This window comes from Thermopetrobacter sp. TC1 (genome assembly GCF_000746275.1).
In the GTDB taxonomy this organism is placed as follows: domain Bacteria; phylum Pseudomonadota; class Alphaproteobacteria; order Rhizobiales; family Aestuariivirgaceae; genus Thermopetrobacter.
In genome coordinates this window covers 50364-75887 of sequence record NZ_KN050830.1, presented here as the reverse complement: position 1 = coordinate 75887, position 25524 = coordinate 50364, and the positions used below count along the sequence as shown (strand labels likewise).

The 25524-nt window shown below is 62.8% G+C and carries 22 protein-coding genes and 1 tRNA gene; 12 read left to right on the top strand and 11 right to left on the bottom strand.

Features of this window, described 5'->3' with window-relative positions; genetic code table 11:
• Positions 1-97: 97 nt before the first annotated feature.
• Positions 98-1114 (bottom strand): polyprenyl synthetase family protein, encoded by a 1017-nt coding sequence (locus EK16_RS09855; protein WP_038036707.1) that lies wholly within the window; start codon positions 1112-1114, stop codon positions 98-100.
• Positions 1115-1364: 250 nt separating this feature from the next.
• Here EK16_RS09855 and EK16_RS09850 point away from each other — a divergent pair, with 250 nt between their 5' ends.
• From EK16_RS09850 to EK16_RS09830, 5 genes are all read left to right on the top strand, one after another.
• On the top strand, positions 1365-1607 hold the full coding sequence (locus EK16_RS09850; protein ID WP_038036706.1) for a putative signal transducing protein: 243 nt from the start codon (positions 1365-1367) through the stop codon (positions 1605-1607).
• Positions 1608-1615: 8 nt separating this feature from the next.
• Positions 1616-2422, top strand: a complete 807-nt coding sequence (locus tag EK16_RS09845) for a tRNA1(Val) (adenine(37)-N6)-methyltransferase (RefSeq protein WP_197059671.1) — start codon at positions 1616-1618, stop codon at positions 2420-2422.
• A 184-nt stretch (positions 2423-2606) separates the two neighbouring features.
• Positions 2607-2840, top strand: a complete 234-nt coding sequence (locus EK16_RS09840; RefSeq protein ID WP_038036705.1) for a hypothetical protein — start codon at positions 2607-2609, stop codon at positions 2838-2840.
• 136 nt (positions 2841-2976) lie between these two features.
• Positions 2977-3921, top strand: a complete 945-nt coding sequence (locus tag EK16_RS09835) for a glycine--tRNA ligase subunit alpha (protein ID WP_038036704.1) — start codon at positions 2977-2979, stop codon at positions 3919-3921.
• A gap of 239 nt (positions 3922-4160) precedes the next feature.
• Positions 4161-4415, top strand: a complete 255-nt coding sequence (locus tag EK16_RS09830) for a CDGSH iron-sulfur domain-containing protein (RefSeq protein WP_038036703.1) — start codon at positions 4161-4163, stop codon at positions 4413-4415.
• A 230-nt stretch (positions 4416-4645) separates the two neighbouring features.
• On the opposite strand, the gene EK16_RS09825 is transcribed toward EK16_RS09830, so the two are convergent.
• Positions 4646-5437, bottom strand: coding sequence for a P-loop NTPase family protein (locus tag EK16_RS09825; protein WP_038036702.1), 792 nt, complete (start codon positions 5435-5437; stop codon positions 4646-4648).
• 422 nt (positions 5438-5859) lie between these two features.
• On the opposite strand from EK16_RS09825, the gene EK16_RS09820 reads away from it, so the two are divergent.
• Complete coding sequence (locus EK16_RS09820) at positions 5860-6117, top strand: DUF1150 family protein (protein ID WP_038036701.1); 258 nt, start codon at positions 5860-5862, stop codon at positions 6115-6117.
• A gap of 74 nt (positions 6118-6191) precedes the next feature.
• On the opposite strand, the gene EK16_RS09815 is transcribed toward EK16_RS09820, so the two are convergent.
• The 4 genes from EK16_RS09815 to miaB all read right to left on the bottom strand — a co-directional run bounded on the left by EK16_RS09815 (position 6192) and on the right by miaB (position 11615).
• Complete coding sequence (locus EK16_RS09815; protein ID WP_051929220.1) at positions 6192-7211, bottom strand: hemolysin family protein; 1020 nt, start codon at positions 7209-7211, stop codon at positions 6192-6194.
• 56 nt (positions 7212-7267) lie between these two features.
• Entirely contained in the window at positions 7268-7876 is a 609-nt protein-coding gene (gene ybeY, locus EK16_RS09810; protein WP_051929219.1) for an rRNA maturation RNase YbeY, read from the bottom strand.
• A 74-nt stretch (positions 7877-7950) separates the two neighbouring features.
• Positions 7951-8958, bottom strand: coding sequence for a PhoH family protein (locus EK16_RS09805; RefSeq protein WP_038036700.1), 1008 nt, complete (start codon positions 8956-8958; stop codon positions 7951-7953).
• 1205 nt (positions 8959-10163) lie between these two features.
• On the bottom strand, positions 10164-11615 hold the full coding sequence (gene miaB / locus EK16_RS09795) for a tRNA (N6-isopentenyl adenosine(37)-C2)-methylthiotransferase MiaB (RefSeq protein ID WP_081910465.1): 1452 nt from the start codon (positions 11613-11615) through the stop codon (positions 10164-10166).
• Between the two features lie 166 nt (positions 11616-11781).
• Here miaB and EK16_RS09790 point away from each other — a divergent pair, with 166 nt between their 5' ends.
• The gene (locus EK16_RS09790; RefSeq protein WP_038036698.1) at positions 11782-12519 is read left to right on the top strand and encodes a 16S rRNA (uracil(1498)-N(3))-methyltransferase; all 738 of its coding nucleotides are present in this window, start codon (positions 11782-11784) and stop codon (positions 12517-12519) included.
• 105 nt (positions 12520-12624) lie between these two features.
• On the opposite strand, the gene EK16_RS09785 is transcribed toward EK16_RS09790, so the two are convergent.
• Positions 12625-12699, bottom strand: a tRNA-Gly gene (locus tag EK16_RS09785).
• A gap of 288 nt (positions 12700-12987) precedes the next feature.
• Here EK16_RS09785 and EK16_RS09780 point away from each other — a divergent pair.
• Complete coding sequence (locus EK16_RS09780) at positions 12988-13479, top strand: prolyl-tRNA synthetase associated domain-containing protein (protein WP_038036697.1); 492 nt, start codon at positions 12988-12990, stop codon at positions 13477-13479.
• A gap of 1066 nt (positions 13480-14545) precedes the next feature.
• On the opposite strand, the gene EK16_RS09775 is transcribed toward EK16_RS09780, so the two are convergent.
• The 3 genes from EK16_RS09775 to EK16_RS11640 all read right to left on the bottom strand — a co-directional run bounded on the left by EK16_RS09775 (position 14546) and on the right by EK16_RS11640 (position 16969).
• Positions 14546-15304, bottom strand: coding sequence for a uroporphyrinogen-III synthase (locus EK16_RS09775; RefSeq protein ID WP_038036696.1), 759 nt, complete (start codon positions 15302-15304; stop codon positions 14546-14548).
• Positions 15305-15404: 100 nt separating this feature from the next.
• Positions 15405-16310 carry a DUF6456 domain-containing protein gene (locus EK16_RS11645; RefSeq protein ID WP_051929218.1) on the bottom strand — a complete coding sequence of 302 codons (906 nt, stop codon included), beginning with the start codon at positions 16308-16310 and terminating at the stop codon, positions 15405-15407.
• Positions 16311-16450: 140 nt separating this feature from the next.
• Positions 16451-16969, bottom strand: a complete 519-nt coding sequence (locus EK16_RS11640; protein ID WP_051929217.1) for a helix-turn-helix domain-containing protein — start codon at positions 16967-16969, stop codon at positions 16451-16453.
• 170 nt (positions 16970-17139) lie between these two features.
• Here EK16_RS11640 and EK16_RS09760 point away from each other — a divergent pair, with 170 nt between their 5' ends.
• Complete coding sequence (locus EK16_RS09760; protein WP_038036695.1) at positions 17140-17349, top strand: hypothetical protein; 210 nt, start codon at positions 17140-17142, stop codon at positions 17347-17349.
• Here the strand turns inward: EK16_RS09760 and EK16_RS09755 are convergent.
• The gene (locus EK16_RS09755) at positions 17322-18536 is read right to left on the bottom strand and encodes a pyridoxal phosphate-dependent aminotransferase (protein WP_038036694.1); all 1215 of its coding nucleotides are present in this window, start codon (positions 18534-18536) and stop codon (positions 17322-17324) included. The genes EK16_RS09760 and EK16_RS09755 overlap by 28 nt on opposite strands.
• A 347-nt stretch (positions 18537-18883) precedes the next feature.
• Here EK16_RS09755 and EK16_RS09750 point away from each other — a divergent pair, with 347 nt between their 5' ends.
• The 3 genes from EK16_RS09750 to EK16_RS11635 form a co-directional block, all read left to right on the top strand.
• Positions 18884-20296, top strand: coding sequence for a glucose-6-phosphate isomerase (locus tag EK16_RS09750; protein ID WP_197059670.1), 1413 nt, complete (start codon positions 18884-18886; stop codon positions 20294-20296).
• 395 nt (positions 20297-20691) lie between these two features.
• Positions 20692-21099: a hypothetical protein gene (locus EK16_RS09745; RefSeq protein ID WP_156098567.1), complete on the top strand. Its 408-nt coding sequence runs from the start codon at positions 20692-20694 to the stop codon at positions 21097-21099.
• A 490-nt stretch (positions 21100-21589) separates the two neighbouring features.
• Positions 21590-25524: hypothetical protein (locus tag EK16_RS11635; RefSeq protein WP_197059669.1), on the top strand; the 3935-nt coding region annotated here is incomplete at its 3' end.

The following is a 25524-nucleotide window of genomic DNA, read 5'->3' as shown; positions in this document are numbered from 1 at the left end:
CTCGTTGCACTCTCTTTTCGCTTCCGGGGCCTTCACTTCCGGCTGGCATGCCCCGCTTTTTGAAGGTGCCGAGGCTTTTGCTTTCAGAAGGGGCTGATCAGCTTACGCGGGAGATGCAGAAGTCCACCGCCTCGATAAGGGCATCGCGCGGATCGCTGGGCGGGAAGATGGCGAGCGCATCGCGGGCGATGGCGCCGTAATGGCGGGCGCGCTCGATGGTGTCCTCGATGGTGTGATGGCGGGCGAGGATCTCAAGCGCCCGCTCAAGATCACCCTCGCGCTGATCGCGGTCGGCCATGACCCGCTTCCAGAACCGGCGCTCCTCCTCATTGCCGCGGCGATAGGCCAGCACCACCGGCAGGGTCACCTTGCCCTCGCGGAAATCATCGCCCACCGCCTTGCCCAGCTTGTCCTGCTCGCCGGCATAATCGAGCGCATCATCCACAAGCTGAAAGGCGATGCCGAGATTGCGGCCGAAGGAATCCATGGCGGCGCGCTCTTCCTGCGGGCGTTCGGCGACGATGGCGCCCAGTTGCGCCGCCGCGGCGAAGAGGGCCGCGGTCTTGGCCGAGATGATCTCCATGTAGCGGTCTTCGGTGGTGGTGATGTCGTTCTGGGCCTCAAGCTGCATGATCTCGCCCTCGGCGATCACCGCCGCGGTGTGGGACATCACCTTCAGCGCATCCATCAGGCCGGTGTCCACCAGCATCTTGAAGGTCTGGGAGAGCAGATAGTCCCCCACCAGCACCGTGGCCTGATTGCCCCAGATGAGGCGCGCCGCCTTGCGCCCGCGGCGCATGTCGGATTCGTCCACCACATCATCATGCAGCAGCGTGGCCGTATGCATGAACTCCACGGCGATGGCCAGCGGCAGGTGGGTCTCGCCCTCATAGCCGAACATGCGCGCGGCCGCCAGCGTCACCATCGGCCGCAGGCGCTTGCCGCCGGAGTTGATGAGATGGGCGGCAAGCTTGGGGATGAGGTCCACATGCGAGCGGGCATGCCACAGGATGGTCTCGTTGATCTTCTCCATGTCCGCCGCCACCACCTTCAGCAGCGGCTCGATGGAGGCCCTGGCTCCGTCCCGTTCTCCCAGTGGCACGACAACGCCCATGGCGAAACTCCCGATGATGCGCCCCGTCCCGATCAGGACGGTCGGCGATGAAGCGTCTTTCCACTCACGAAAACCCGTGTCGCCGGCTAGGTTTAAGGAGAGGACGTTCTGAGTCAACCGCATGGATCATGACATGCGGCAGAATGCGGCAGGCATTGAAGGTACGCATGCATCCGGGCGGGCGTATCGTGCGCGGCAACTTTCCGTTAGTCTGACATGCCTAGGATAATGACGAACCAGAGATGACGCCATGCGCGAGGTCTTGAGAACCAGCGATCCGGTGCTTCTGTCTTTTGCGCGCCATGTGCTGGCCGAGGCGGGCATCGAATCCTGGGTGCTTGATGAGTATGTCTCGGCGGTGGAGGGCTCGATGCTTGCCTTTCCGCGCCGGCTGATGGTGCGGGATGAGCATGAACGGCGCGCCGCATGGCTGCTTGCGGATCTCGTGGCGGGCGATCAGGGGGCTTCACGGAAACCGGGAACCGAAGGATGATGAATGCGATGACGTCTTCCATGGACGAGAACAGGGATCATGGTCCGCGCAGCGCCGCCGGCGTGCTCACGGAGGATGCCTTCTTGAACGGCCGCATCACGGTCATGCAGCCCGAGAAGGGCTTTCGCGCCGGCATTGATTCCGTCTTCGTTGCCGCCGCCGTGCCGGCGAAGGCGGGCGATGCCGTGTTCGAGGCGGGCACGGGGCCGGGAGTGGCCGCGCTGTGCCTGCTGGCGCGGGTGCCGGATGTCACCATTACCGGTGTGGAGCAGGATGTGCGCTATGCCATGCTGGCGGAGCGCAACGCCGAGAAGAACGGCTTTTCCGGCCGGCTGCGCATCATCCGCGGCGATGTGCGCGAAGGCCTGCGCCGCGATCTCGCCTCCTGGCCGGAGCACGGCTCCTTCGCCCATGCCTTCGCCAATCCGCCCTATTACGAGGAAGGCAGCGTGCAGGCGCCCACCGCGCCGCTGAAATCCACCGCCCATGTCTTCGGCCCGGAGGATCTCGAAACCTGGATTGCGGTGCTCGCCGCCATGGTGCGCCCGCGCGGCACCGTCACCCTCGTCTACCGCCCGGAGACGCTGGGGCGCATTCTCGCCGCCTTCGAGGCCCACAAGCTGGGCGATGTGCGCATCGCGCCGCTCTATCCCAAGCCGGGGCAGCCGGCCTCGCGCATTCTCGTGCAGGGGGTGAAGGCCTCGCGCGCGCCAACGCGCATTCTGCCCGGCATCGTGCTGCACCGCAGTGACGGCGCCTTCTCCCTGGAGGCCGACATGGTGCTGCGCCACGGCAAGGCCTTTCCTCTCGGCTGATTTCATGAGAATGTAACGCCCATCCCCTTAACCGGCCATGGCGTGCGCCACCCCGTGGCCAGCGCATGGGCACATGCCGGCATGGGACGCGCCGCATGCCGGTGTCCAGCGCAGGGGAAATGGGCGGGCCTGGCCTGTCTGCGGCCCTGCCCGTTTAAGCCTGGCAAGGAAAGGACCGCCGCTCATGGGCTCGAAAATCCTCGTTGCCCTCTTGCTCATCGCCCTGGTGCTGATGACCTTCAAGTTCATGCGCGAGCGCGAGGCGCGCCTGCGCGAACGGGCGGCGCGTGCAGAGAAAGACCGGCGGCGTGCCTCCGTGGGCCAATCGTCGGATGATGCGGGCGATCAGCCGCCGAAGACGGTCACTTTGCGCAAGGATCCGAAAACGGGCGCCTGGGTGCCGGATGAGGAAAAATGAGCGGGCCCGATGCAGGCTCCTGCAAAGAGGATTTAAAGAGAAAAACGGGCTTGCTCCGGGCCTGCCATGCCTTTAGCAATACCAGCGCATCAGCGTGTGCGAAGAGACATCAGCCGGAAATGACGGGCCGACATCCATGAGCGAGAAGCGCAGGCGCGATCCCAGCCGTTCCTTTCAGGATCTCATCCTGACCCTGCATGATTACTGGGCCGAGCAGGGCTGTGTCATCCTGCAGCCCTACGACATGGAGGTGGGCGCGGGCACCTTTCATCCCGCCACGACACTGCGCGCCATCGGGCCGCTGCCGTGGAAGGCGGCTTACGTGCAGCCCTGCCGCCGCCCCTCCGACGGCCGCTATGGCGAAAACCCCAATCGCCTGCAGCATTACTATCAGTATCAGGTGATCCTCAAACCCTCGCCCGATGACATCCAGGAGCTCTATCTCGGCTCGCTCTATGCCATCGGCATCGATCCCGCCCTGCATGACATCCGCTTCGTCGAGGACGACTGGGAAAGCCCCACCCTCGGCGCCTGGGGCCTGGGCTGGGAGGTCTGGTGCGACGGCATGGAGGTAAGCCAGTTCACCTACTTTCAGCAGGTGGGCGGGCTGGACTGTCATCCCGTCTCCGGCGAGCTCACCTACGGGCTTGAGCGGCTGGCCATGTACGTGCAGGGGGTGGACAACGTCTTCGACCTCAACTTCAACGGCGGCGAAGGCGAGGAGAAGGTCACCTATGGCGATGTTTTCCTGCAGGCGGAGCAGGAATATTCCCGCTACAATTTCGAATATGCCGATACCGACACCCTCCTGCGCCATTTCGAGGATGCGGAGCGCGAATGCAAGCGTCTGCTGGAGCTGGGGGATGCGGGCGACTGTCACCTGCTGGCGCAGCCGGCCTATGACCAGTGCATCAAGGCCTCGCACATCTTCAACCTGCTGGATGCGCGCGGCGTCATTTCCGTCACCGAGCGCCAGGCCTATATCCTGCGCGTGCGCGCCATGGCGCAGGGCTGCTGCGAAGCCTGGGCCAGGACCCGCGCCGGCGGCGGCTGCCAGAAGATCGAGGCGGACGGGGCCTGAAGGGCACGGTTCAGGATGGTCTTTGCCATCGGAACTTGAGGCACTTGAAGGAGACGACCGCCTCATTCACGGCCCCAAAAACGGCAGGGCCCGGCCCGAGGAGCGAAAAACCGCTGGCGCCGGCCCCCGTCTCAGGCCAGCATGACATGACCCGCCGGCATGAGGCGAAAGGCCCACCGAAGCTTGCGCCCTGCCTGCGGCCCGGTATCGGCAACGATCATGCAAGGGGGAGGAAACTCATGAACGACAAGCCGGAACCTGTCATCGCCGCGAAACGCGCCTTTCCGGTGAAGGTGAAGAAAGGCGAGACCTACTGGTGGTGCGCCTGCGGCCGCTCCAAGGATCAGCCCTTCTGCGACGGCTCGCACGAGGGCACGGGATTTGAGCCCCTGGCCTGGGTGGCGCCCCGGGATGGCACCGTGCTCTTCTGCGGCTGCAAGCACACGAAAACGCCCCCCATCTGCGACAACACCCACAAGACCTTGCCCGACTGACGACCATCGTCACGCCGGCTGGATCCGGTCTCACCGGAAGAGGCATTTGTCCCTATCGCGTCACAGCCGGGCTTGTCCCGGGCCTGAACCGGGATTCCGGCTGACCAGGGCGACAGGTAATGGGAGGTAAAGGCCGTTTCATCGGCCCGCTGTTCTTAAAAAAGAAACGCCTCCCTTGCCGGAAGAGGTGTTCCCGGCAAAGGGAGGCGGATGGGGCTTTATGCGCCGCCTTATTTCTTGCCGCCGGCGGCTGCCTTTTTCTTTTCGCCGTTTTCGGCAACGGGGGCGCGATTGCGGCCGCCGGAGAGGATGTTGCGAATCAGCTCCAGGCCCTCGAACTGTTCGTCGATATCGGAGAGCCACTTGCGCACATAGCCGCGCAGGGTGAAGGAGAAGTTGCCCGGCTGGCCATCGGCGGTGCGGTTGTTGATGAAGTCGGAGAAAGTCACGCCGGCGAGATCCACCGCCTCGTAGGCCATCTCGTTGAGCTTGGGCACCTCGATCTCGTGGGCGTTATTGAGGTTGGCGAAATACTTCTTGTAGGTCTCCTCGTCCCACTCGAAGAAATTGGTCTCGTTGATGAAGTTGCGGGCGACGATGTAGTCGATGCCGGTCACGTAGCGGTTGATCTCCTGCAGCTCGTCAAGCGAGGCCACGGCCGGGCCGACGACATGAACCATGCCGATATCGAACTGCCCGTCCCGGGCGGCATCGAAAACGCCGATCTGCTCGAAAATCTCCAGCGTGCGGCTTAAGGCGCCCGCCTTGAAATCCACCACGGTCACCTTCTCCGCCGCCGTTTCCAGCGTGTCGAGAATTTTCATCTGATCGGCGACGTCCTCGATATCGATGACCTGGGTGTTGCCGGGATGAAAGCGATAGAGCGTGCCGCGCGGATTTTCGGTGTCGAAAGCGCGGGCGAGAACGTTGCGGCGGGCAAAAAAGTCCAGCAGGGCCCGCGAAATGGTGGTCTTGCCGACGCCGCCCTTGTCCGCGCCGACGAGAATGAGGGTGGGCTTCATTGTTCCTGATCCCCTGTCCCTTGGGTTGCCGATCCTTGTTTTGTGTCCCCTTTTTGCGGCATGCCCGAGAGCGCCTGCGGCGTCAAGAGGCATGACGCATGACGGGCTGACAACCTTCGATTGTATGTTATCCCCCGGTCGCACGCGCATCAGGCGGTCATCAGCACACGACTGTCCTTGCCTGAAGCCCGATGCAACGCAAACTATCACGCTTCCGTGCCATTTACCAGATCAAGGAGAAGACGCAAGAGTGTATGTATACGGATGATTGGGAATTTCCCCCATGGGTTGTCTTCTCCGCCGGAGGGGTTCTTGAAATCGGAATTTCAGGCCCCATATCGGATAGGACCCGGCCCGCGCAAGCCTTGCCGTGAATCGCATGCGCGGGCATGAGAATCGCTGCAAGGAAGGTCGTAGGTGTCATGACGGACAAGCTGATCAGAAAACCGCTCAATCCTCTGGAGCTGGCGCGGCTGGGCGGCGGCGAGATCGCCTATATCCGGCCCATTCGGCCGGCGGAGGCCTCGCGGCTGATCGGCGCGCCCATCCATGTCGAGGAAGGCACGCGGCTGTATGCCGTCTGCCATGCCGACGGCACGCCCCTTGCGATCACCGACAGCAAGGCAGGGGCGATCGCCAACGTGCTGGAGCACGATCTGACGCCCATTCACGTGCATTAAGACGGCAGGACGCCGCCGGTGCCCGCCAAATTTGCGCCGTTTCCGCCGTAAGGGTGGAAGCGCGGAGGTGTTCCCTATTCGGCGGCGGAGGCGACGGCTGGGCCTTTTAGCGGTTCGGCCGGGCGCACGCGGATGCGCCGGATGCGGCGGGGATCGGCCTCGAGAATCTCGAATTCCACTCCTGAATCGTGCCGGATGATCTCGCCGCGGGCGGGCACGCGCCCGAGCATGGTGAAAATCAGGCCGCCCACGGTATCCACCTCCTCATCCTGCTCCGGCGGCAGGAGATCCACCTTGAGAATGGCCTCCAGATCCTCAAGCGGCGCGCGGGCGGAGACCACATAGCCGCCCGCAACCGGCACGATCATGTCCTCGGCCTCGTCGTGCTCGTCGGAAATCTCGCCGACGATCTGCTCGATGAGATCCTCGATGGTGACCAGCCCCTCGGTGCCGCCATATTCGTCCACCACCACCGCCATGTGCAGGTGCGTGGCCTGCATCTTCAGCAGCAAATCGGCCGCGGGCATGGAGGGCGGCGCAAAAAGCACCGGGCGCATCAGGCCGGATTTCTCAACCGTGGTGTCGAGGAGATCGGCGGGCAGGAGAAGATCGCTGCCTTCCGTGATGATGCCGGCCGTCGTGCCGCGCCTGGTCTTTTTCGGCCGGGGCTGTGCGCCGTTCTTCAGCAGGCTGAGCAGGTCCTTGATGTGAACCATGCCGAGGATGTCATCGAGCGTGTCGCGGAAGACCGGCAGGCGCGAATGCTGGGCGCGGGTGAAGACCTCCATGAGGTCGCGCACCGGGGCATCGGCCTTCACGGCGATGATCTCCGCGCGCGGCACCAGCACGTCATCCAGGCGCTGACGCGAGAAGGCAACAAGACGGCCCATCATCGTCTGCGTCTTGCGGCGCACAGGCGCAGGCAGCGACTGCACGTCGCTTGCCGCGTCCTTTTCCCGTTCCTCCGCCGGGGTTTCAGAGGTGAAAAAGGCGCGCAGGCGCTCAATGAGACCACTGCCGCCACCGCTGCGACTGAAAGCCTCGTCCTCCTGGGGAGAGGTTTCGTAACTGTCTGTCTTCTCCTTGTTCTGCATCGATGTTACTCCACCGGCCATCTTTCGGGCCGGTTCTTGTCTTTATTCAGGTGCGATCACGCTTCGGCATGCGGATCGTCATAGCCCAGGTGCTTCATGATGGCGCTTTCCAGTGCCTGCATCTGCGCCCGATCCTTGGCATTTTCATGATCATAGCCGAGAATATGCAACGTTCCGTGAACGACCATCCAGGCCAGCTGATCCTCAAGGGGCACGCCGGCATCTTCCGCCTCGCGGGCAATGACCTCGCCGCTGAGCACGATCTCACCCAGCTGCATTGGCTCACCGGGCGGCACCGGCACCGGCGGGGCGGGAAAGGACAGCACGTTGGTGGGCGCATCCTTGCCGCGCCAGGCGGCATTCAGGGGACGGATGGTCTCATCATCCGCCAGCAGCACATGCAGGGAAACGGGACGCTCTTCGCCCCCTTCCGGCACGGACAAGGCTTTCGCCTTCTGCCAGGCGGCCCGGGCCGCGCGGGAAACAATGGCGGCCAGACGTTCTGAAGACAGGGGCCAGGCCGGTGGTGCGGTGAGACTCACGTCCACAAGAAGGTCCCCGCGCGCAGGCGCGGACGGTGCAGCCGGGCTGCACGGTTCCTCCTGCTGTTGCGCGGAAGAGACTGTGGCGCGCGGTGATGATGCGGTCTCATCATTCATGGTCATGGATGATCAAGGCCTGCACGGAATTTCGCCGTAACCCAAGTTATTTCTTCATGCGCGTATTTTACGGGACATGATCATGTGTCCTGAGGCGTTTTCCCGCCTTTGCTCGCTTTCGTGCGGCTCTCGTAGGCGGCGACGATGCGGGCCACGAGAGGATGGCGCACGATGTCGGCCTCTTTCAGGCGCACGATGGCCACGCCTTCCACCCCCTGCAGAATGTCCACTGCCTCAAGCAGGCCGGAGGTGACGCCGGCGGGCAGGTCGATCTGGGAGACATCGCCGGTGATGACCATGCGCGCGCCCTCGCCGAGGCGGGTGAGGAACATTTTCATCTGCTGGCTGGTGGTGTTCTGGGCCTCATCGAGAATGACGAAGGCATTGGCCAGGGTGCGCCCGCGCATGAAGGCGAGCGGGGCCACTTCCACCGCCCCTTCGGCGATCATGCGGGCGGCGCGCTGGCGGCCGAGGAGATCATCAAGCGCGTCATAGAGCGGGCGCAGATAGGGATCCACCTTCTCCTTCATGTCGCCGGGGAGAAAGCCCAGTTGCTCGCCCGCTTCCACCGCCGGGCGGGAGAGGATGATGCGCTCCACCTCTCCGGCATGCAGGGCCTGAACGGCGCGGGCCACGGCGAGATAGGTCTTGCCGGTGCCGGCGGGGCCGATGCCGAAGACGAGATCGTGCTCCTCCAGGGCCTTCAGATAGTCGCGCTGGCCCGGAGACCGCGGCCGCACCACCCGGCGGCGGGTGCGGATTTCCACAAGGCCCGTCTTCGGCGCCGGCAGGGCCGTGGCCATGCGGATGGCGCCATCGACGTCGCCGGTGGTGATGTCCAGCCCGGCGGCGGCGCGCTGATAGAGCTCCTCGAGCACGCGCACGGCGGCGGTGCGCGCGTCTTCCGGGCCCTGCAGGGTCAGGCGATTGCCGCGCGGGATGATGTCCACGCCCAGCCGCGTCTCGATGAGCGCAAGATTGCGGTCATGTTCGCCGAAGGCGAGGCTGGCCAGCCGGTTGTCCTCAAAGGTGAGAACGGTGTTGTCTTCCGCGGTCTCGTCCGCCGGGATGCGGCCGGGGATGGTCATGTCCGTCTTCAATCCGTCTGCGTCCTCCTCACGTGTCACGCCGGGCACACGGCCGCCCTCATCGGGGCTGACCGGGCTTTTTCCCGGCTGCTCTCCTGCACATGGCCGTGTGCATAAAGGTGCGCATCGGGCCTGCAGGCGTCAAGGGCGCATCCCGGCGCAGGGAATGGGATTCAGGAAACGATGCGCCACTGTTCAAGAAAATTCAGGAAGCATGTTGTTGCCGCCAAATCAACCAAGGAAAAAAGACTTTCCATGAGCGAGGGGTTTGTTGTTTAACTCATTGATAAACAAAAGAAAACGTCATTGCCAGGCCAAGCCTGTCCCGGGCTTGAACCGGGATCCCGGCAATCCAGGGCCAGGAATGAGGCAGGTTTGGAGAACGACAACATTCGCCGACTGGCTTGGTTTGAGCCGTATGGACATAAAATGCCGGAACGGGATTTTATCCCGTTCCGGAACATTTTGACGGGGTTTACAACCCCGCCTAAGGCGTGAATGGCGGGGTAATATACCCCGCCGAAAGGTTCCGGAAGGATATACAATATCCTTCCGGCGGTAAGAGCTTGAGCCCGGTAGAATTGTTCCTGACTGCCATCACCGCATAAGCAAACCGCCCCTGGATACCCGGGATAAGCTTACTCCGCGAAACAACGCTGCCATCTTTCTCGTCACCCCGTAGATCAACCGGGGTCTCGGGCCACAGACGCATGAGTAACTGGCCTGAGATACCGGCTTTCGCCGGTATGACGATATAAGTGTCATGTAGCATGCGGGACACGTCCGGATGTGACGTTTTCCCATGGTTTTTCAACGAATTAAACAAACCCTTGTTGTCAGAAGCTAAATTGGTCCCGGTGCAGCGGGCGGCGGGCAGGAAAAGCGCATGATCCTAACCTCCCCCTGATAGGGGGAGGTCGGCGCGAAGCGCCGGGAGGGGGGTCGGGCCACAGGCTCATGAGGTTGCCGCCCGACCCCCTCCCTGACCCTCCCCCTACCAGGGGGAGGGAAAAGCGGTGCTTCATGGGTGAAAGGAATATCAAGGGCAACTGGGTTTATGACGTAACTTGTTGATATTCCACATAAAAAATAACAACCTCCCAAATTTGGGCAAGGGTGGAAGAATGCCTTGGTAAAAGCATTTACGCAGAATGTGAGTGCTCACATCCCTAATGGTGAAAATCATTCGCAACGCATAGAGCAATTTATTTGGACACGCTTGAGGAGACGATGCGCCCGGCGAGGGCGTTGCGCGTGGCCCTGATCGCCTCCACCTCGACGAGATCGCCGATGCGATGATCGCCGGCATCGACATAGACCGCCTGCAGCCAGGGGGAGCGGCCGATGAGCTGGCCCTCATGCCGGCCCGGCTTTTCCAGTAGAATGGCAAAGCGGCGGCCGACAAAGCCGGCGTTGAAGGCCTCCTGCTGGGCAAACAACACATCCTGCAGGCGGGAGAGGCGCTCGGCCTTGACCGGTTCCGGCACCTGATCCGCGGCCTCCGCCGCAGGCGTGCCGGGGCGCGGCGAATAGCGGAAGGAGAAGGCCTGGGCATAGCGCACCTCCTCGACCAGCCGCAGGGTCTGGCGGAAGTCCTCCTCCGTCTCGCCGGGAAAGCCGACGATGAAGTCGCCGGAAATGGCGATATCGGGGCGGGCCTTGCGCACCTTCTCGATGATGCGCAGGTAATCAGCGGCGGTGTGACGCCGGTTCATGCGCTTGAGGATCCTGTCGGACCCGGCCTGCACCGGCAGGTGCAGGTATGGCATGAGCTTGGGGTTGTCGGCGAAGGCGGCGATGAGATCATCGCTCATGTCGTTGGGGTGGGAGGTGGTGAAACGGATGCGGGCGAGCGCATCGATCCCGGCCAGCCTGTCCATGAGGCGGGCGAGGCTCCAGACATTGCCATCCGGGCCTTCGCCATGCCAGGCGTTGACGTTCTGGCCGATGAGGGTCACCTCCCTTGCGCCGCGGGAGACGAGGCGTTCGACCTCGGCGATGATATCGGCCGCCGGACGCGAATATTCCGCCCCGCGCGTATAGGGCACCACGCAGAAGGTGCAGAACTTGTCGCAGCCTTCCTGCACGGCCACGAAGACCGACGGCGGCACCCGCGGCGCCTCCGCGGCGTTTTCCTGCAGGGCGCGAAACTTGTCCTCGGCGGGAAAATCCGTCTCCACCATACCGCGCTCGCCGGCATCCAGGCGGGTGACGAGATCGGGCAGGCGGTGAATGCTCTGGGGCCCGAAGATGAAATCGATCACGGGCGCGCGCTTAAGCATGGCCTCGCCCTCGGCCTGGGCGACACAGCCGGCAACGGCGATGGCCATGTCGCGGCCGGTGTGCCTGAAGCGCCGCGTCTTGAGCTGACGCAGGCGGCCGAGCTCGGAATAGACCTTCTCCGCCGCCTTCTCGCGGATGTGGCAGGTGTTGAGGATGACGAGATCCGCTTCCTCCGGCGCCGCGGCAGGCTCAAACCCCAACGGGCGCAGCACATCGATCATGCGCTCGCCGTCATGCACGTTCATCTGACAGCCGAAGGCCTTGATATACACCCGGCGCCGGGCGGGCCGTCGCTGGCCTGCGGGTGCAAGATCGCCCTCGGTTTCAGCGCGCGCCGGCACTGCGTCCGTCGCAAGGGGATGGGATGCATTCATGAGCTCGTTCTTCCGGCCGGTTATTCTTTCTCTTGACGGCCTTATACCCCCGGGGCGGAGCCGAGACAACGGCGGGATGTCGCGCCGTGTTTATGTGGACGGTCCGGAAAAGACGTGCTAGCTGATCGCGTGGATGGTCTTCCGCTTCGCATGTTCAGGCCGAGCGATGTCTTTCGCACGCATTCCCCGGCTGCATATTGATCAGCCCCTCAAACAGGACGGCACGATCGAGCCCGACAAGGCAGGCTGTCACTATCTGGTGACGGTGATGCGCCTGAAAGCCGGCGATGCCGTGCGCCTGTTCAACGGCCGCGATGGTGAGTGGCTGGCGCACCTGCAGGAGGCGGGGCGCAAGCGCTGTTCGCTTCAGGTTACCGAATTCCTGACGCCCCCGGCGCCGCCGCCGGATATCGACTATGTGTTTGCGCCGCTCAAATCGGCGCGGCTGGACTATATCGCCCAGAAGGCGACGGAGATGGGCGCGCGGCGTATCCGGCCGGTGTTTACCGATCATACGGTGCCGAAGCGGGTGCGGGTGGACAGGCTGAAGGCCAATGCCATCGAGGCGGCGGAGCAGTGCAACCTGGTTTTCGTGCCGGAGGTTGAAGAGGCGCGGCCGCTTGCCGATGTGCTGGCCTGCTGGCCGCGGGAGCGGCACATCATCTATTGCGATGAGGCGGCAACCGTTTCCAATCCCATCGAGGCGCTGAAAGCCGTGCCTGAAGGGCCGCTTGCGGTGCTGATCGGCCCGGAGGGCGGCTTTTCCGAGCGGGAGCGGGCGATGCTGCGCGGCATGACGGACATTGTGCATCCCATTTCCCTGGGCCCGCGCATCATGCGCGCCGATACCGCCGGGGTTGCCGCGCTGGCGCTGGTGCAGGCCGTGCTTGGCGACTGGCGCTGACGGCGGGTGTGATCACTTCGCCTTCTGCCGTTTTTCCCTTCAGCGATCCCGGGATGAAAAAAACCGGCCTTTCCTGCGAAAGGCCGGTGGCTGAAAAGGACCTAATGGAGCGGGCGATGAGATTCGAACTCACGACCCCAACCTTGGCAAGGTTGTGCTCTACCCCTGAGCTACGCCCGCCCGAATGTCGGTGGTCTTAATGCATCAAGTCGGCGTTTCGGTCAAGAGCGCCATCTCATCAATTCCGTTCGCGCTCCCCCCGTTCGCCGCGCCGTTATATGGCGCATCTCGCGCCGGATTTCAAGAGGGGAATTGCATGCAGGATGCGCATGGATCATGCGGCTTTTCATCCGCCGCTTGCGCCACCGGCGTGCATGAGGCAAAGCAGGGATATAACGTTTTCGGCGCCATGCGCTGCGTGCCGGAGCGGCATTGTATGCACCCAATACAAACAGGACGATGAGGGACATGAAGGCGGACAGGCAAGCCCTTTTTGACATGCTGGACAGGCTGGGCATCGCTCACACCACCACCGAGCATCCGCCCGCCTTCACTGTCGAGGATGCCCGTGCCTTACGCGGCCGCATTCCCGGCGGGCATACGAAAAATCTCTTTCTCAAGGACAAGAAGGGGCGCCTGTGGCTAGTGGTGGCGGAAGAAGACACGCCGGTGAACCTGAAAGTCCTGCACAAGCGCATCGGTGCGGCGCGTCTGTCCTTCGGAAAGCCGGAGCTTCTGGAAGAGGTGCTGGGCGTGCGCCCCGGGTCGGTCACGCCCTTTGCCCTGATCAACGATAAGGACGGCAAGGTGACGGTCGTGCTGGACGAGCGCCTGCTCGCGCACGAAACGCTCAATTTTCACCCCCTGGAGAACACGGCCACCACCTCCATCGCCCGGGAAGATTTCCTGCGGTTTCTCGCCGAAACCGGCCATGAGCCCATCATCACCGATGTGACATGAGCGTTGGATGGCTAACCTGTTGAATCTCCGCACATTTTTATCTCTACCGACCTCGTCCCGGCAATCCAGGACCAAGGATAAGGCGGTTTGGTAGGCGATGGCGCTCGCCAGTATGCTTGGTTTGAGCTGGATGGATAATATGCCGGAACGGGATTGTATTCCGTTCCGGACCATTTTGGCGGGGTATGTTACCTACGGCATTCACATAAGTGATTCGTGTTTAAATATATGAAATTATATGATGCGATCATGCAGAACCACACTACCAAACATAAGCCCACCATCTTCCTCGTCACCCCGGCGAAAGCCCACGCTTGTCCAATTAAATTGCTTTGTGTGTTGCGAACGATTTTCGCTACGAAGAGCGTGATTAGTCACATGCTACGCAAATGCCTTTGATCTGGGCATTCTTTCCCCTTGCCCAAACTTGGGAGGTTGTTATTTTTATATTGAGTATCAACTACTTACGTCATACCCGGGCTTGTCCCGGGTATCCAGGGGCGGTTTGCTCATGCGGTGATGGCAGTCAGGAACGGTTCTACCGGGCTCTATCCTCAGAGAGGAACTTCCTTTCAAAAAGCATACGGTTCAGATCAAGCCTGCTGGTGAGCACCACCGCCCACCAAAAACACCTCATTCCTGGCCCTGGATTGCCGGGACAAGGCCAGGCAATGACGTTTTCTTGTGATTTATCAATGAGTTAAATAACAAACCCCTAGCTCATGGAAAGCCTTTTTTCCTCGGTCGATTTGGCTTCAACAGCACGCTTCCTGAATTTTCCTGGACAGGCATGGGCGAAAGCCTTAGGTCTCGGGCCACAAATGCATGAGTTAATGGTCTGAGATACCGGCTGATCTACGGTATGACGATGTGGGTGTCGTGCAAAGTGTTCCACAATATCCATCAGGCATATCGCATAACCGCTTGAATTCATTTGGGATTAGGAGATGTGTGAATCCCGTAAGGCATGTTACCCCGCCATCTGTGCCTTAAGGCTGGGGTGAAAACCTTATCCACCACAGACATGTTGGATCGTTGTCCTGGTCCTTGGTCATGGAAAAAGCGTTTACGGGGTGCTTTCGCCCGTGGGCGTCAGCCCCAGCAGGGCAAGCAGGGCGCCTTCTTCCGGCTTTGGCGCGATCAGGGGTTCCCGCTCCGGATTCAGGGCCTCCTTGAGCGCCCTGGCCACGTTGGCGGAAAGGCAGGCATAATCAAGCCGGCGCGCCGGGGCCGCAAGCCCGGCCTTCTGGCACAGACCGGCCCAGATCTTCGCCGAACGCGGAGAATAAAGCGCCACCGTCGCTTCTCCCCCCCGGCGTATGAAGGCCGCTGTTTCCTCCGGCAGGGCTTCGGCGGGCCTGGCGTCATAGAGCACAACGCGCACGACCGTGAAGCCGTCCTGGGCAAGCTTTTCTTCCAGCGCGCCGCGTGTTACCCGCCCGGAAGCATAAAGCACCGGCCCCGCCGCCGGATCCAGCCGGCTGCGGATGACATCGATCACACCGTGCACATCACCGCGCTCAGCCTGAAGAATATCGGTAAAACCGGCCGCCTGCGCCGCCGCCGTGGAGGCCGGCCCCACCGTCACCGCCTTTGCCGTAATCAGATGCGCCCGCGCCGGATGCCGCGCAATCGCCCGCGCGCCGTTGGCGGAGGTGATCGCCACCGCCTGCCAGGCATGATCCGGGATCTCGGCCTGCGAATCAAAAACGATGCGCAAAAGCGGCGCAGACAAAAGCGCATGCCCGGCACGGCGCACGGCTTCGGAAAAGCGGGCGGCATCCTCCTCGGGGCGGGTGATGATGAAGGTCCGTCTGCCCGGCATTGCGCGGCTCCCTTTTCTTCAGCGGATCCGAATGCAGACATGCCGCAGAAAGCGCCCGCAAACAAGGCCGCCTGTGCCGGGCAAAGGTTTCTACCGGATATCAGCTGCCCGCATCATCCTGTGCCCCCTCCATGTTCTCAGGCAGGGCCTGCCGGGGCACGTGATCAGGCAGGCCCCAATGCAGGATGCGGGCGGGGCCCTGGTCTTCCTCGCGCTTGATCAGCCCATAATGCCGCGCCAGCCGCGAGAGCGCGAATTTCAGGACCAGCCGCCCCGATCGCCGCGGCCAGCCCAGACGGCGCTCCGCCGCCTCCAGACCGCTTGCCAGACAGACAACCTCGATGAGAATGTCGGAAAGCCCAGGGCCTGCGGCCGCCAATGCCTTCTCCACCCGATGCCGCGCCGCCAGTGCCCGCTCGGACACATCTGCCGGATCATGCCCGAACCGGCATGTGCGCCGCCTGTCCTGCACCGTGCTCGTGGCATCCCAGCTCATGGTCACGCGCGCAGAGAGACAGGCGGCCTCATAATCGGCGCGCAGCCGCTCGCCCGCCCGAACCTCTTCCGCTGTAAGAAAGGGCCGTCCCTTCGCATCCTTGCGCCGCGCCAGCCATTCCAGCGGCGATTCCGCACCAACGCGCAGCACCGTGCGCACCGTGCCCGCCTCTTCCCGCACGCTGCGCGGCTGTGTCACCCGGCGTGCTTCGGCGGGCGACAAGGCGGCAATCAGCGCATTCTGGATCGTGGTCGCATCCTTCAGGCCGCGGGCAAGGCGAAAACATCCCGGCGCCTCATCCTCGGCAACGAGAAGATCCGCACGAAGAAGCGCCTTGCCTGTTTCCGCCGAAACCGTCATCACCGGGCGGCGCCAGCCATTGCGCGGTGAGAAAACCTGCCAGCATGCCCGGCCCGCCTCATCCACGCTCTTGCACACACGGCCACGGTTGCGCTTCAGCCGCCCGATCACCTGCAGGGCCTCGCGCATGATCTCATTGGGGCTCATCATGTCTTGTGCCTGAAATTCTCACTTGCCTTGAACACGATGCCGCCAAAGGCGCACAACCGCCCTTTCGGCCGAAACCGCCCTCGGCCGGCGAAGGTTTTCTTGAATCTCAGAAACGAAAAAGGATGCTGCCCGCGCACCGCTCACAGGCCATGGCGATGGCGCATGTCCACCGCCGATTCCAGCGCGCTCACTGCCAGCTCCAGATCATGCATGAAGGCGTCGAACGCGGCATTCTCGCGAAAATCCTCCACCCGGCGACAGGCATGGGCCACGGTGGTGCGATCCTTGCCGCAGATCTGCCCCACCGTCTGCATGGGCAGGGAAAAGACCACATGCAGCAGATACAGCCCCACCTGCCGGGCGAAGACGGCGCGGGCATCATCCCGTCCGGCCTGCTTAAGCGCCCGCCGCGAAAGTCCGAAGGCAGAAGCCACGACGGCAAAGACACGATCCCGCCGCCGCTTCAGGGCGGAAAGCAGGGCGCGATCCTGCGCTGCCTGCGTGGCACAAACGGGCTGAAAAGCATCTGTGCGCCCGTCCTTGTCCAGGCCAGAAGCCTGTTGTCCCTCAGGATGCGCATGTTCACATCCCCCCGCGGCATGAGAGCATGCCGCCTCATGCACCCCCGCAACATCCGTTTGCTGAACCTGAAGCGCCATGACCGATCATCCTCCTGCTCGTTGTTCACCGTGTTCCTTGGTGTAGAACATTTCATGAACACTATAGGGGAGAACGGTCAGGGCGGGGATAGCCAAATGAACAGTTGTCTCTATCCGGTTGATACAACCAAATATTCTCGGACCTGCCCTTGCGCGCAAGGCCGGGATGGATGGGATTCAATGATGATGGCGATGCCTGCGGCATCTGCGCCAAAGAGCTGCTGAAACTGTGCGCAATGATGTCAAAAGAGGAGAATTGCCTGCCGCTGTCACTACTCGCCCATGAGCGGCTGGTCGGACTGAATCCGACACAACCGATCATGGGCGTTTCCTGTCATGATGATCGTATTTTTCAGCGCAAGGACGCGCAGAAGCGCTGAATGCGCGTGCAGGCCTCCTTCAGCGCCTCCGTGGAGGTGGCATAGGAGACGCGGAAATTGGGCGAGGTGCCAAAGGCTGCGCCATGCACGGCCGCCACGCCTTCCGCCTCCAGAAGCGCGGTGACGAAATCCTCGTCCGTTTCGATCACCTTGCCGTCCGGCGTTTTCTTGCCGATGACGCCGGCGATGGAGGGATAGACGTAAAACGCCCCTTCCGGCTTGTGGCAGGTAATGCCCTCGGCTGCGTTGAGCATCTCCACCACCAGGTCGCGGCGCTCCTGATAGACCTTGCGCGCCTCGTCGATGAAGTCCTGCGGCCCGTTGAGCGCCTCCACCGCCGCCCACTGCGAAATCGAGCAGGGGTTGGACGTGCTCTGCGACTGCAGCTTGGCCATGGCGCGCACCAGTTTCTCCGGCCCGCCGGCATAGCCGATGCGCCAGCCGGTCATGGCATAGGCCTTGGACACGCCGTTCACCGTCAGCGTGCGGTCATAGAGCGCCGGCTCCACCTGCGCCGGGGTGACGAAGCGGAAATCGTCATAGACCAGGTGCTCGTACATGTCGTCGGACATGATCCAGACATGCGGATGCGCCAGCAGCACATCGGTGATCGCCTTCATCTCCTCGGCGCTGTAGGCGGCCCCGGTGGGGTTGGAGGGCGAGTTGAAGATCAGCCACTTCGTCTTTTCGGTGATCGCCTCCTCCAGGGCCTCCGGGCGCAGCTTGTAACCATCCTCGATGTGCGTCTGCACGAAGACCGGCGTGCCGCCTGCCAGCAGCACCATGTCCGGATAGCTCACCCAGTAGGGCGCCGGGATGATCACCTCATCGCCGGGATTGATGGTGGCCATCAGCGCGTTGTAGAGCACCTGCTTGCCGCCGGTGGACACGATGATCTGCGGCCGGGTGTAAGTGAGATCATTGTCGCGGCGGAATTTCTCGATGATGGCATCCTTCAGCTCCGGAATGCCGTCCACCGCCGTATACTTGGTCTCGCCGCGGCGAATGGCCTCGATCGCCGCCTGCTTGATGTTGTCCGGCGTGTCGAAATCCGGCTCGCCGGCGCCCAGGGAAATGATATCGCGCCCTTCCGCCCGCAGCTCCCGCGCCTTCTGGGTGACGGCCAGAGTCGGCGACGGCTTGATCCGGGACAGGGACGCGGCCAGGAAATCCTCTCGTGCCGCCATGGTACCCCTGCTTGCTTGAAAGATTGCTGCCCAAAGTCCTCACGGGTCCGCAAACCCCGCGGTTGCGAGCTGTGAGATACTCCCCGGGGCTTTAGCAGGCAAGGGCTTTTTCCGCTGCCGGCTGCTTCAGAAAAAACCACCGCGTCGTGTGCGTTGGTGAAAATTTAACCATGACGCGCAATTCTCTGTTTGTCATGCCAGGTCAGGCGGCGAACGAAAAACCACAAAGGGCAAAAACGCGGGCGCCTCTTGCATGACGTGCACGTAAACTGTTTTATAGGGCCGGTGATATGAAATGTGCGGGTCTCACATTTATGAAGAATGAATTGGCCGGGGGATGGGGGAACATGGCTCAAGCAGCAAAGAGACCCTTGACGGATGATGCGGCCAAGGTCGCCCTGCCTGAGCCGCATCTTGCCTGTGCGACGCTCGCCGATCCTTACGAACAGGATCTGGATGGCGTGCTTTCCCTCATTCCGGCTCCGTTGCGCGCGGAAGCGGAAGAGAAGGCCCTGCAGGCCCTGGACATGTTTCGCACCCATTTCTCCCGGGGGAAGTTGCGCCTGTGCGAAGTACCCTACGAGCGAGAAGATCTGACAAGCCTTCAGGAGGAAGCGAACAAACTGATGGAAGGCCGCACGGATATCGTGCATTTCGGCACCGGGGGATCCTCGCTCGGGGCACAGGCGCTCGCACAGGTGGGCAAGCTGCTTTTCAGCGGTATTCCCCTTTCCGGGGCAGGACGCCCGCGCATGCACTTTCTCGACAATCTGGAAAGCCCCTGGCTGGAACGGGCGCTCAAGCGCTGTGATCTCGACAACACCGCCTTTCTCATCGTTTCCAAGTCCGGCCGCACGCCGGAGACGGTGGCGCAGGCCATTCTTGCCATCGAGATCCTGAAACAGCGGGGACTGGCCGATGAAATCCCCCACCGGATCCTCATGATCTCCGATCCGGAAGATCCTGCCCTGTCCGGCCGGAACATCCTCAGACGCCTTGCCGCCGATCATGGCATCCGCGTTCTCGATCATGAACCCGATGTCGGCGGGCGCTTCTCCGTGCTCACCAATGTGGGCATGCTTCCGGCCTTGCTCATCGGCCTGGATGCCAGCCGCATCCGCGACGGCGCCTGCGCCGTGATTGATCCGATCCTCAAGGCCAAGGCCGCGGCCGCTCTGCCACCGGTTGCCGGCGCCATGGTGCATTACGCCCTTAAGCGGTATCTGGGCATGAACATCGTGGTGACCATGCCCTATACATCACGGCTGCGGCTGTTTGCCGTTTGGCTGCAGCAGCTGTGGGCGGAAAGTCTCGGCAAGGAAGGTCGGGGCACGCAGCCTGTGACGGCAGTCGGCCCTGTCGATCAGCATTCGCAGCTGCAACTCTACCTGGATGGCCCCAATGATCGCTTCTTCAACATCATCCAGGTCATCGGCAAGCGCGACAGCTACCGCATACCCGAGTCGTATGCCGAATACACCGACCTGGCCGGCTTCTGCATCGCCGATCTCACCCATGCCCAGCAGCGGGCGACGACGGATGCCCTGCTCAACCGGGGACGGCCCGTGCGCGTTTTCCGCATCGACAGTGTCAACGAATACGCGCTTGGCGGTCTGTTCATGCACTTCATGATCGAAACCATTCTCTATGCCTACATGCTGGGTATCAATCCTTTCGATCAGCCCGCCGTCGAAGAATCCAAGATCTTGACCCGCACATATCTTTCCGAGATGAAAGACACCGGCACACAGCACACCTGACCCCTCACATGCACCGGCTCCTTTCCGGGCAAGACCCGGAAGGGAATTGGCACCCCTTCAACAGAAACACGCCGGAAGAGTGCCCATCATTCTGAAAAGGGCACTGATGGATCGTGCCTGATCCGCATGCGGAAAACATGAACGGCATATGAATAAAATCCTCAAATCCTGTTCAGCTGGATTGTGCAACATTGGGGGCGCAACAGGCCGGAAAGGCAGCCTAGAGAGCCAACGGCTCGTGAACGTCCCAAGTGTTGAAGCCTTGTGATGAAAAAATTCCGGCAGAATGCGGCTTCGATCACGCCATGAGCATTCAGGCTCTCCCATTTTCCGGTCATCGTGCAAGCCGGATTTCGGGCGTGCAATCCGCCCGGAAACATCAGGAGGATGGAGCCATGAAAGTCCCCCGTATGGTCACCCTGCTGAGCGCTGGCATGATCGCGGCCGGCATGGTGTTGAGCATTACCAGCAGCACGGGCCTGGCGGCCCCCAAGGCGCCCCTGCCCGGCATCAAGAGCTACAATTTCACAGCCTCACCCAAGAAACTGCGCTGGCTGTGCTTCCGGTACTGGAAGGGGCGCTATTGGCGCAAGCAGGAGTTTTACGGCTGTGATGAGCTGAAGATCAAAATGGCGCGGCCCTATCGCGTCGTGTGCAGACGCTCGTTGACATCGGCCAATATCATCTGCGTGGTTACCAGTGCCCTGCCAGCCGGTGGCGGGGGCGGCGGCTCGCGTGAAGGTGGGCAAGCTACCAGAAGAACCGGTGGTTTCATCGGCGGACCGCTCTCGGCCAGGCCGTGAAAATCAAGCGGATGTCTGGCTCTTTTGTGCATCAAAGAACCCGTTTCCCCAATCACAGCCCGAAAAGCCGGAAGGCAGGACGCTTTCCGGCTCTTTCTTTTTTGAATGGCGCGCGCCGGTAAAGAGAACTTCATTAACTCCCGTTCATCTTGCATTCAGCTTGAATCCTTCACAGTGGCATTCGAAGAAAAACAGGAATAATGCCACATGTGAGGGAGGCCGCATCATGTTCATGGGCGCTGTCCGGCATGTATCCCATAAATTCAATGGCTTGCATGCAGACTCCACATCGGGAACAGATCCATCGCTCCCGGCAATAATCAGAAAAAAATCCTTATTGCCATCACACATAAACATATTCAAATATGATTATTTCTTGAAAAGTATCGTTCTTTTTATTCTAACCCTCATAGGCATCTCTTTCGCCTCGCCTTCCTTACGCGCCCAGGAAAGCGGTCTTCCCGGCGGCCTCCTTGCCCGTGATGATGCTGTGGTCACGGGCTTTTCCGGCACAGTGGAGCGGGCCGGCAAGCCCTTCATCGACACCGACGGCAAGAGCGTGCGCATCTTCGCGCTGAAAAATGCCGGGCCGCTCAATGCCCGGCTTTTGCGGCCCGAGGTGAAGCTTGAGGTTCCGGCGGCGCTCACCGGACAGGTCTTCGGCGTTGCGCTTGACCGGATGTTCCCGGCCAACGCCTATGTCGCCGCCACGGCGGCCTATGGCCTGCATATCATGGCGCCGGATGCCGACGGAGACGGCACCCCCGAAATCATCCGCAAGGGGCGCCCGGGCGCGACATGGATGGAAGGCCAGTGGGGCCCCGGCGGCGGCCCTGGCAGCATCTGGAAAATCGAGGGCGCCACCGGTCAGGTGCGCCTGTTTGCCAACCTGCCGGTCGGTGCGGCCGCGTTGGGCCAGATCGCCTTTGATCCGCTTCACTATCAGCTGTTCGTTTCCGATCGCGACGCCGGTCTCATCTACCGGCTGGACATGAACGGCAATGTGCTGGACACCTGGGATCACGGCCAGACGGGGCGGCCGGCCGCCGGGCTTGACGCGGTGGCCGATGACGGCGTTCAGGCCGATATCACCTCGCCCGATTTCGACATCGAGAATCCCAACACCTGGGGCCTGACCGACGTGCGTCGGCGCATCTGGGGGCTGGCGGTGCATGACGGGCGGCTTTACTACGCCGTGGCGGAAGGGCCGCAGGTGTGGTCTGTCTCCATCGATCCGGCCACCGGCGCACTGGGCGCGGATGCGCGCATTGAAATAGCGGAAGTGCCGGGCGGCATGGAGGTTTCCGACATCACCTTCGATACCCGCGGGCGCCTGTATCTGGCCCAGCGGGGCACGGCGGTCAATTCCGTGGAGATGACGGCGTTTCACGTCAGCGGCGCCAATCGTGTCATGCGATACCGGCGCGATCCGCAGACGGGCGCCTGGATCCAGGATCCGGCCGCGAATGCGCCGGAGGAATACGCCATCGGTTTTCCGCGGCCCTATCAGAATGCCGCCGGCGGCATCGCCCTGTCCTGCAGCGGGCTTCTGTGGAGCACAGGCGACAACTTGCGCAACGATCCCGTGGTGCTGCCCGCGGGGCCCTATGCCGTGCATGGCCTGCAGGGCAATCCGCTGCACATGACGCGGCCGCGGAACGAGCCGCCCTTTGCAACGGTTTTCGTGGATTATGACGGCCAGTTCGGCGACATGCGCAATGTCGGGCATGTCGGCGATGTGGACATCTATCGCGACTGCGCGGCCACGCCCGTGCCCGGCCACTTCACGCCGCCGCCGGGCTGGACGCCGCCGTGGCAGACGCCCTTCCCCGTGCCCTACAAGCGCGGCCTTGTCTGTCAGCGTGATGCGGAAAGCGGCGACTGGCTGTGCGATTATGAAATCCGCGTTGTCAACTGGGGTGCCGGTGTCTTTGCCGGTCCGCTGGTGATCTGGGACGAGCCGGCGGCGGGTGTCTCCTTCGAGGCGCTGCTGGAAGGCTCCGTCGGCTTCACCTGCACACAACCCGGCGGACCGGGCAGCCGCATTCGCTGTGAGGCGGAGGCAAGCCTGCGGCTCGATCTGCTGGCCTCGGCCTGGCTGCGGCTGCGCACGCGCATTCCCGCCGATGCGCCGCTTGCTGCCTTCGACAACTGCGTGATCATCGGCGAGGACGGCCTTGTGCGCGATTGCGCCAGCGTGCCGGTGCCCGAGCCGCGGCTGGTGCCGGAAAAGCTGCGCAGCCGCTGCGAACGCGATCTCATCGAGGGCGGCATCATCTGCCGCTATCTGCTCGGCGTCACCAACGCCGGCGGTGCGGCCTATACCGGACGGCCGAGCATCACGGATGATGTCGGCACCGGTGTTGTCCTCATCGGCGACAATGACGGCACCGGGCCGGATGGCGCCCTCTCCTGGAGCTGCGCGCAGCCGGGCGGCGCCGGCGGTGACATCGTATGTTCGACGGATGATGCGATCACGCTCGATCCCGGCGAACGGGCCGATGTCGAAATCACCGTGCGCATCCCCGAAGACGCGGAAGAGGACGCCTATCGCGACTGCGCGCTCATCGAGGCCGGTGGCGAACGCGCCTGTGTCGATGACCGCGCGCCACGGCTGGAGCATGAGAAGTTTACCCGTGCGTGCCAGCGCGTGGATGGCGGCATTCAGTGCGCCTACTTCATCCGCGTCATCAATGCGGGGCTGGCGCCATACACGGGCCCCCTGCATGTCGTTGATCATCCGGGTCCGGAAGTGACCTTCCTTGGAGCAGGGGCAACCCTGATTTCCTGGACGTGCAACCAGCCGGGCGGCCCGGGCAGCGACATCACCTGCGACAGCGACGCGCCCGCCACGCTCGGAATGGGCGAATCCGCCCTGCTCATCCTTTACGTCTTCATTCCGGACGGCGCGCCGGAAGAGGCCTATACCAACTGCCTGCTCATGGAAGAAGGCGGTGTGACCAGCTGCGTGCAGACACCAAGCAATGAGCAGCCTTGGGTGGTCAGCGACAAGCGGGCCATCGGCTGTGAGCAGGCGGAGGGTGGCTGGCAGTGTCAGGTGGAGCTGATCGCCACCAACACCGGGCTTGGTCCGTTCACCGGCCCGCTGACCCTGTTCGACTACGTGGGTGATGGCGTGGTGTTCGTCGGAAACGCCGATCCGGCGCAATGGTCCTGCAGTCAGCCCTCAGGCGCGGGCGGGACCATCTCCTGCAACACCAACGCACCGGTGACCATCCCCGTCGGTGGCTCGGTGAGCGAAGTGATCACCATCTTCATCCCGGAAGGCGCGCCGGCGGAGGCCTACACCGATTGCGTCCGCGTGAGCCTGATGGATGTCCCCGCGTGCGTGACCATTTCGCCGGAGGCGATGCAGCCAAGCAAGCGGCCGAGCATGCGGCTAGAAAAGAGCGATGCCCGCTGCCGCAAGGAGGGACACAGCTATCTGTGCACGCATCGCATCACGCTTACCAACACCGGGCAGAGCGCCTATACCGGCACGTTGAGCGTCAACGATCTGGTGCATCCTTCCGCGCAGGTGGTGGCCTACAGCGGCTCGGTGGCCTGGCAGAGCTGCGCCAAGACCGGTTCTGCCACGATCCATTGCGAGAGCGCGCCGGTTACGCTGGCGGCCGGTGCGAGCGCCACGCTTCTGCTCACCGTGCGCTATGATGCGGCGGCGATGGAGAAGCGCGGGGCCCTGCGCAACTGCGCCATTGGTGGCGTTGGTGATGCGCAAGGTGGTCAGGGCGGCAGTGGTTCGACCGGTTTTGAACTGCTCGGCCGCGTCATGCCGCAGGGCAATGCCATCAGGACTGGCGATGAGGAGCCGCCGGCCGATCTCTGCGCCCGCGTGCGCCTCGCCGCCGGCAAGGGCTGTGACTGCGCCGAGGGCAAGCCGCAGCCGAAGCGCCCCGTGTGCCCGCCCGGCTGGACGACCTATCCCGCCGGCACGCAACCGCCCAGGGGCTGGCAGACGCAGACACTGGGCGAAGGCGCCGCGGCGATCATCTGCGCCCGGCCTGTGGTCACGCCGCAGCCGCCGATCGGCGGGATCGTGCCGCCAGCAGGCCCCAAGTGCCGCAAGGACGAATTCCGCATCCCCTACAAGGACATTCGCCTGTGGCAGAAACGGGGCTATCGCGTCCGCAAGGTGCAGCGGGGCCGGGTGGTGATCTGGTGCGCCAGGCCGCGCAAGGCCGTCGTCTGCCCGCCCGGCTGGCAGCCGCTTGATCCGGGCATCGTGCCGCTGCGCAAAAAGCAGGGATGGCAGGTCCGGCGCCTGAGCAAGACCCTGTGGTGCGGCATCAAGCCGGTTCTGCCCGCCTGCCCGCGCGGCTACAAGCCGGTGCCGGCCAATGAGGTTCCGGCCCTGCGCAAGAAGGGATGGCGGCTGATGCAAATCGCGCCCGGTCGCTGGTGCGG

What these genes read in the sequence shown, in the direction of transcription:
- EK16_RS09855 (WP_038036707.1), bottom strand. Translation starts at nt 1,114, where the DNA reads ATGGGCGTTGTCGTGCCACTGGGAGAACGGGACGGAGCCAGGGCCTCC.
- EK16_RS09850 (WP_038036706.1), top strand. Translation starts at nt 1,365, where the DNA reads ATGCGCGAGGTCTTGAGAACCAGCGATCCGGTGCTTCTGTCTTTTGCG.
- EK16_RS09845 (WP_197059671.1), top strand. Translation starts at nt 1,616, where the DNA reads ATGACGTCTTCCATGGACGAGAACAGGGATCATGGTCCGCGCAGCGCC.
- EK16_RS09840 (WP_038036705.1), top strand. Translation starts at nt 2,607, where the DNA reads ATGGGCTCGAAAATCCTCGTTGCCCTCTTGCTCATCGCCCTGGTGCTG.
- EK16_RS09835 (WP_038036704.1), top strand. Translation starts at nt 2,977, where the DNA reads ATGAGCGAGAAGCGCAGGCGCGATCCCAGCCGTTCCTTTCAGGATCTC.
- EK16_RS09830 (WP_038036703.1), top strand. Translation starts at nt 4,161, where the DNA reads ATGAACGACAAGCCGGAACCTGTCATCGCCGCGAAACGCGCCTTTCCG.
- EK16_RS09825 (WP_038036702.1), bottom strand. Translation starts at nt 5,437, where the DNA reads ATGAAGCCCACCCTCATTCTCGTCGGCGCGGACAAGGGCGGCGTCGGC.
- EK16_RS09820 (WP_038036701.1), top strand. Translation starts at nt 5,860, where the DNA reads ATGACGGACAAGCTGATCAGAAAACCGCTCAATCCTCTGGAGCTGGCG.
- EK16_RS09815 (WP_051929220.1), bottom strand. Translation starts at nt 7,211, where the DNA reads ATGCAGAACAAGGAGAAGACAGACAGTTACGAAACCTCTCCCCAGGAG.
- ybeY (WP_051929219.1), bottom strand. Translation starts at nt 7,876, where the DNA reads ATGACCATGAATGATGAGACCGCATCATCACCGCGCGCCACAGTCTCT.
- EK16_RS09805 (WP_038036700.1), bottom strand. Translation starts at nt 8,958, where the DNA reads ATGACCATCCCCGGCCGCATCCCGGCGGACGAGACCGCGGAAGACAAC.
- miaB (WP_081910465.1), bottom strand. Translation starts at nt 11,615, where the DNA reads ATGAATGCATCCCATCCCCTTGCGACGGACGCAGTGCCGGCGCGCGCT.
- EK16_RS09790 (WP_038036698.1), top strand. Translation starts at nt 11,782, where the DNA reads ATGTCTTTCGCACGCATTCCCCGGCTGCATATTGATCAGCCCCTCAAA.
- EK16_RS09780 (WP_038036697.1), top strand. Translation starts at nt 12,988, where the DNA reads ATGAAGGCGGACAGGCAAGCCCTTTTTGACATGCTGGACAGGCTGGGC.
- EK16_RS09775 (WP_038036696.1), bottom strand. Translation starts at nt 15,304, where the DNA reads ATGCCGGGCAGACGGACCTTCATCATCACCCGCCCCGAGGAGGATGCC.
- EK16_RS11645 (WP_051929218.1), bottom strand. Translation starts at nt 16,310, where the DNA reads ATGATGAGCCCCAATGAGATCATGCGCGAGGCCCTGCAGGTGATCGGG.
- EK16_RS11640 (WP_051929217.1), bottom strand. Translation starts at nt 16,969, where the DNA reads ATGGCGCTTCAGGTTCAGCAAACGGATGTTGCGGGGGTGCATGAGGCG.
- EK16_RS09760 (WP_038036695.1), top strand. Translation starts at nt 17,140, where the DNA reads ATGGGATTCAATGATGATGGCGATGCCTGCGGCATCTGCGCCAAAGAG.
- EK16_RS09755 (WP_038036694.1), bottom strand. Translation starts at nt 18,536, where the DNA reads ATGGCGGCACGAGAGGATTTCCTGGCCGCGTCCCTGTCCCGGATCAAG.
- EK16_RS09750 (WP_197059670.1), top strand. Translation starts at nt 18,884, where the DNA reads ATGGCTCAAGCAGCAAAGAGACCCTTGACGGATGATGCGGCCAAGGTC.
- EK16_RS09745 (WP_156098567.1), top strand. Translation starts at nt 20,692, where the DNA reads ATGAAAGTCCCCCGTATGGTCACCCTGCTGAGCGCTGGCATGATCGCG.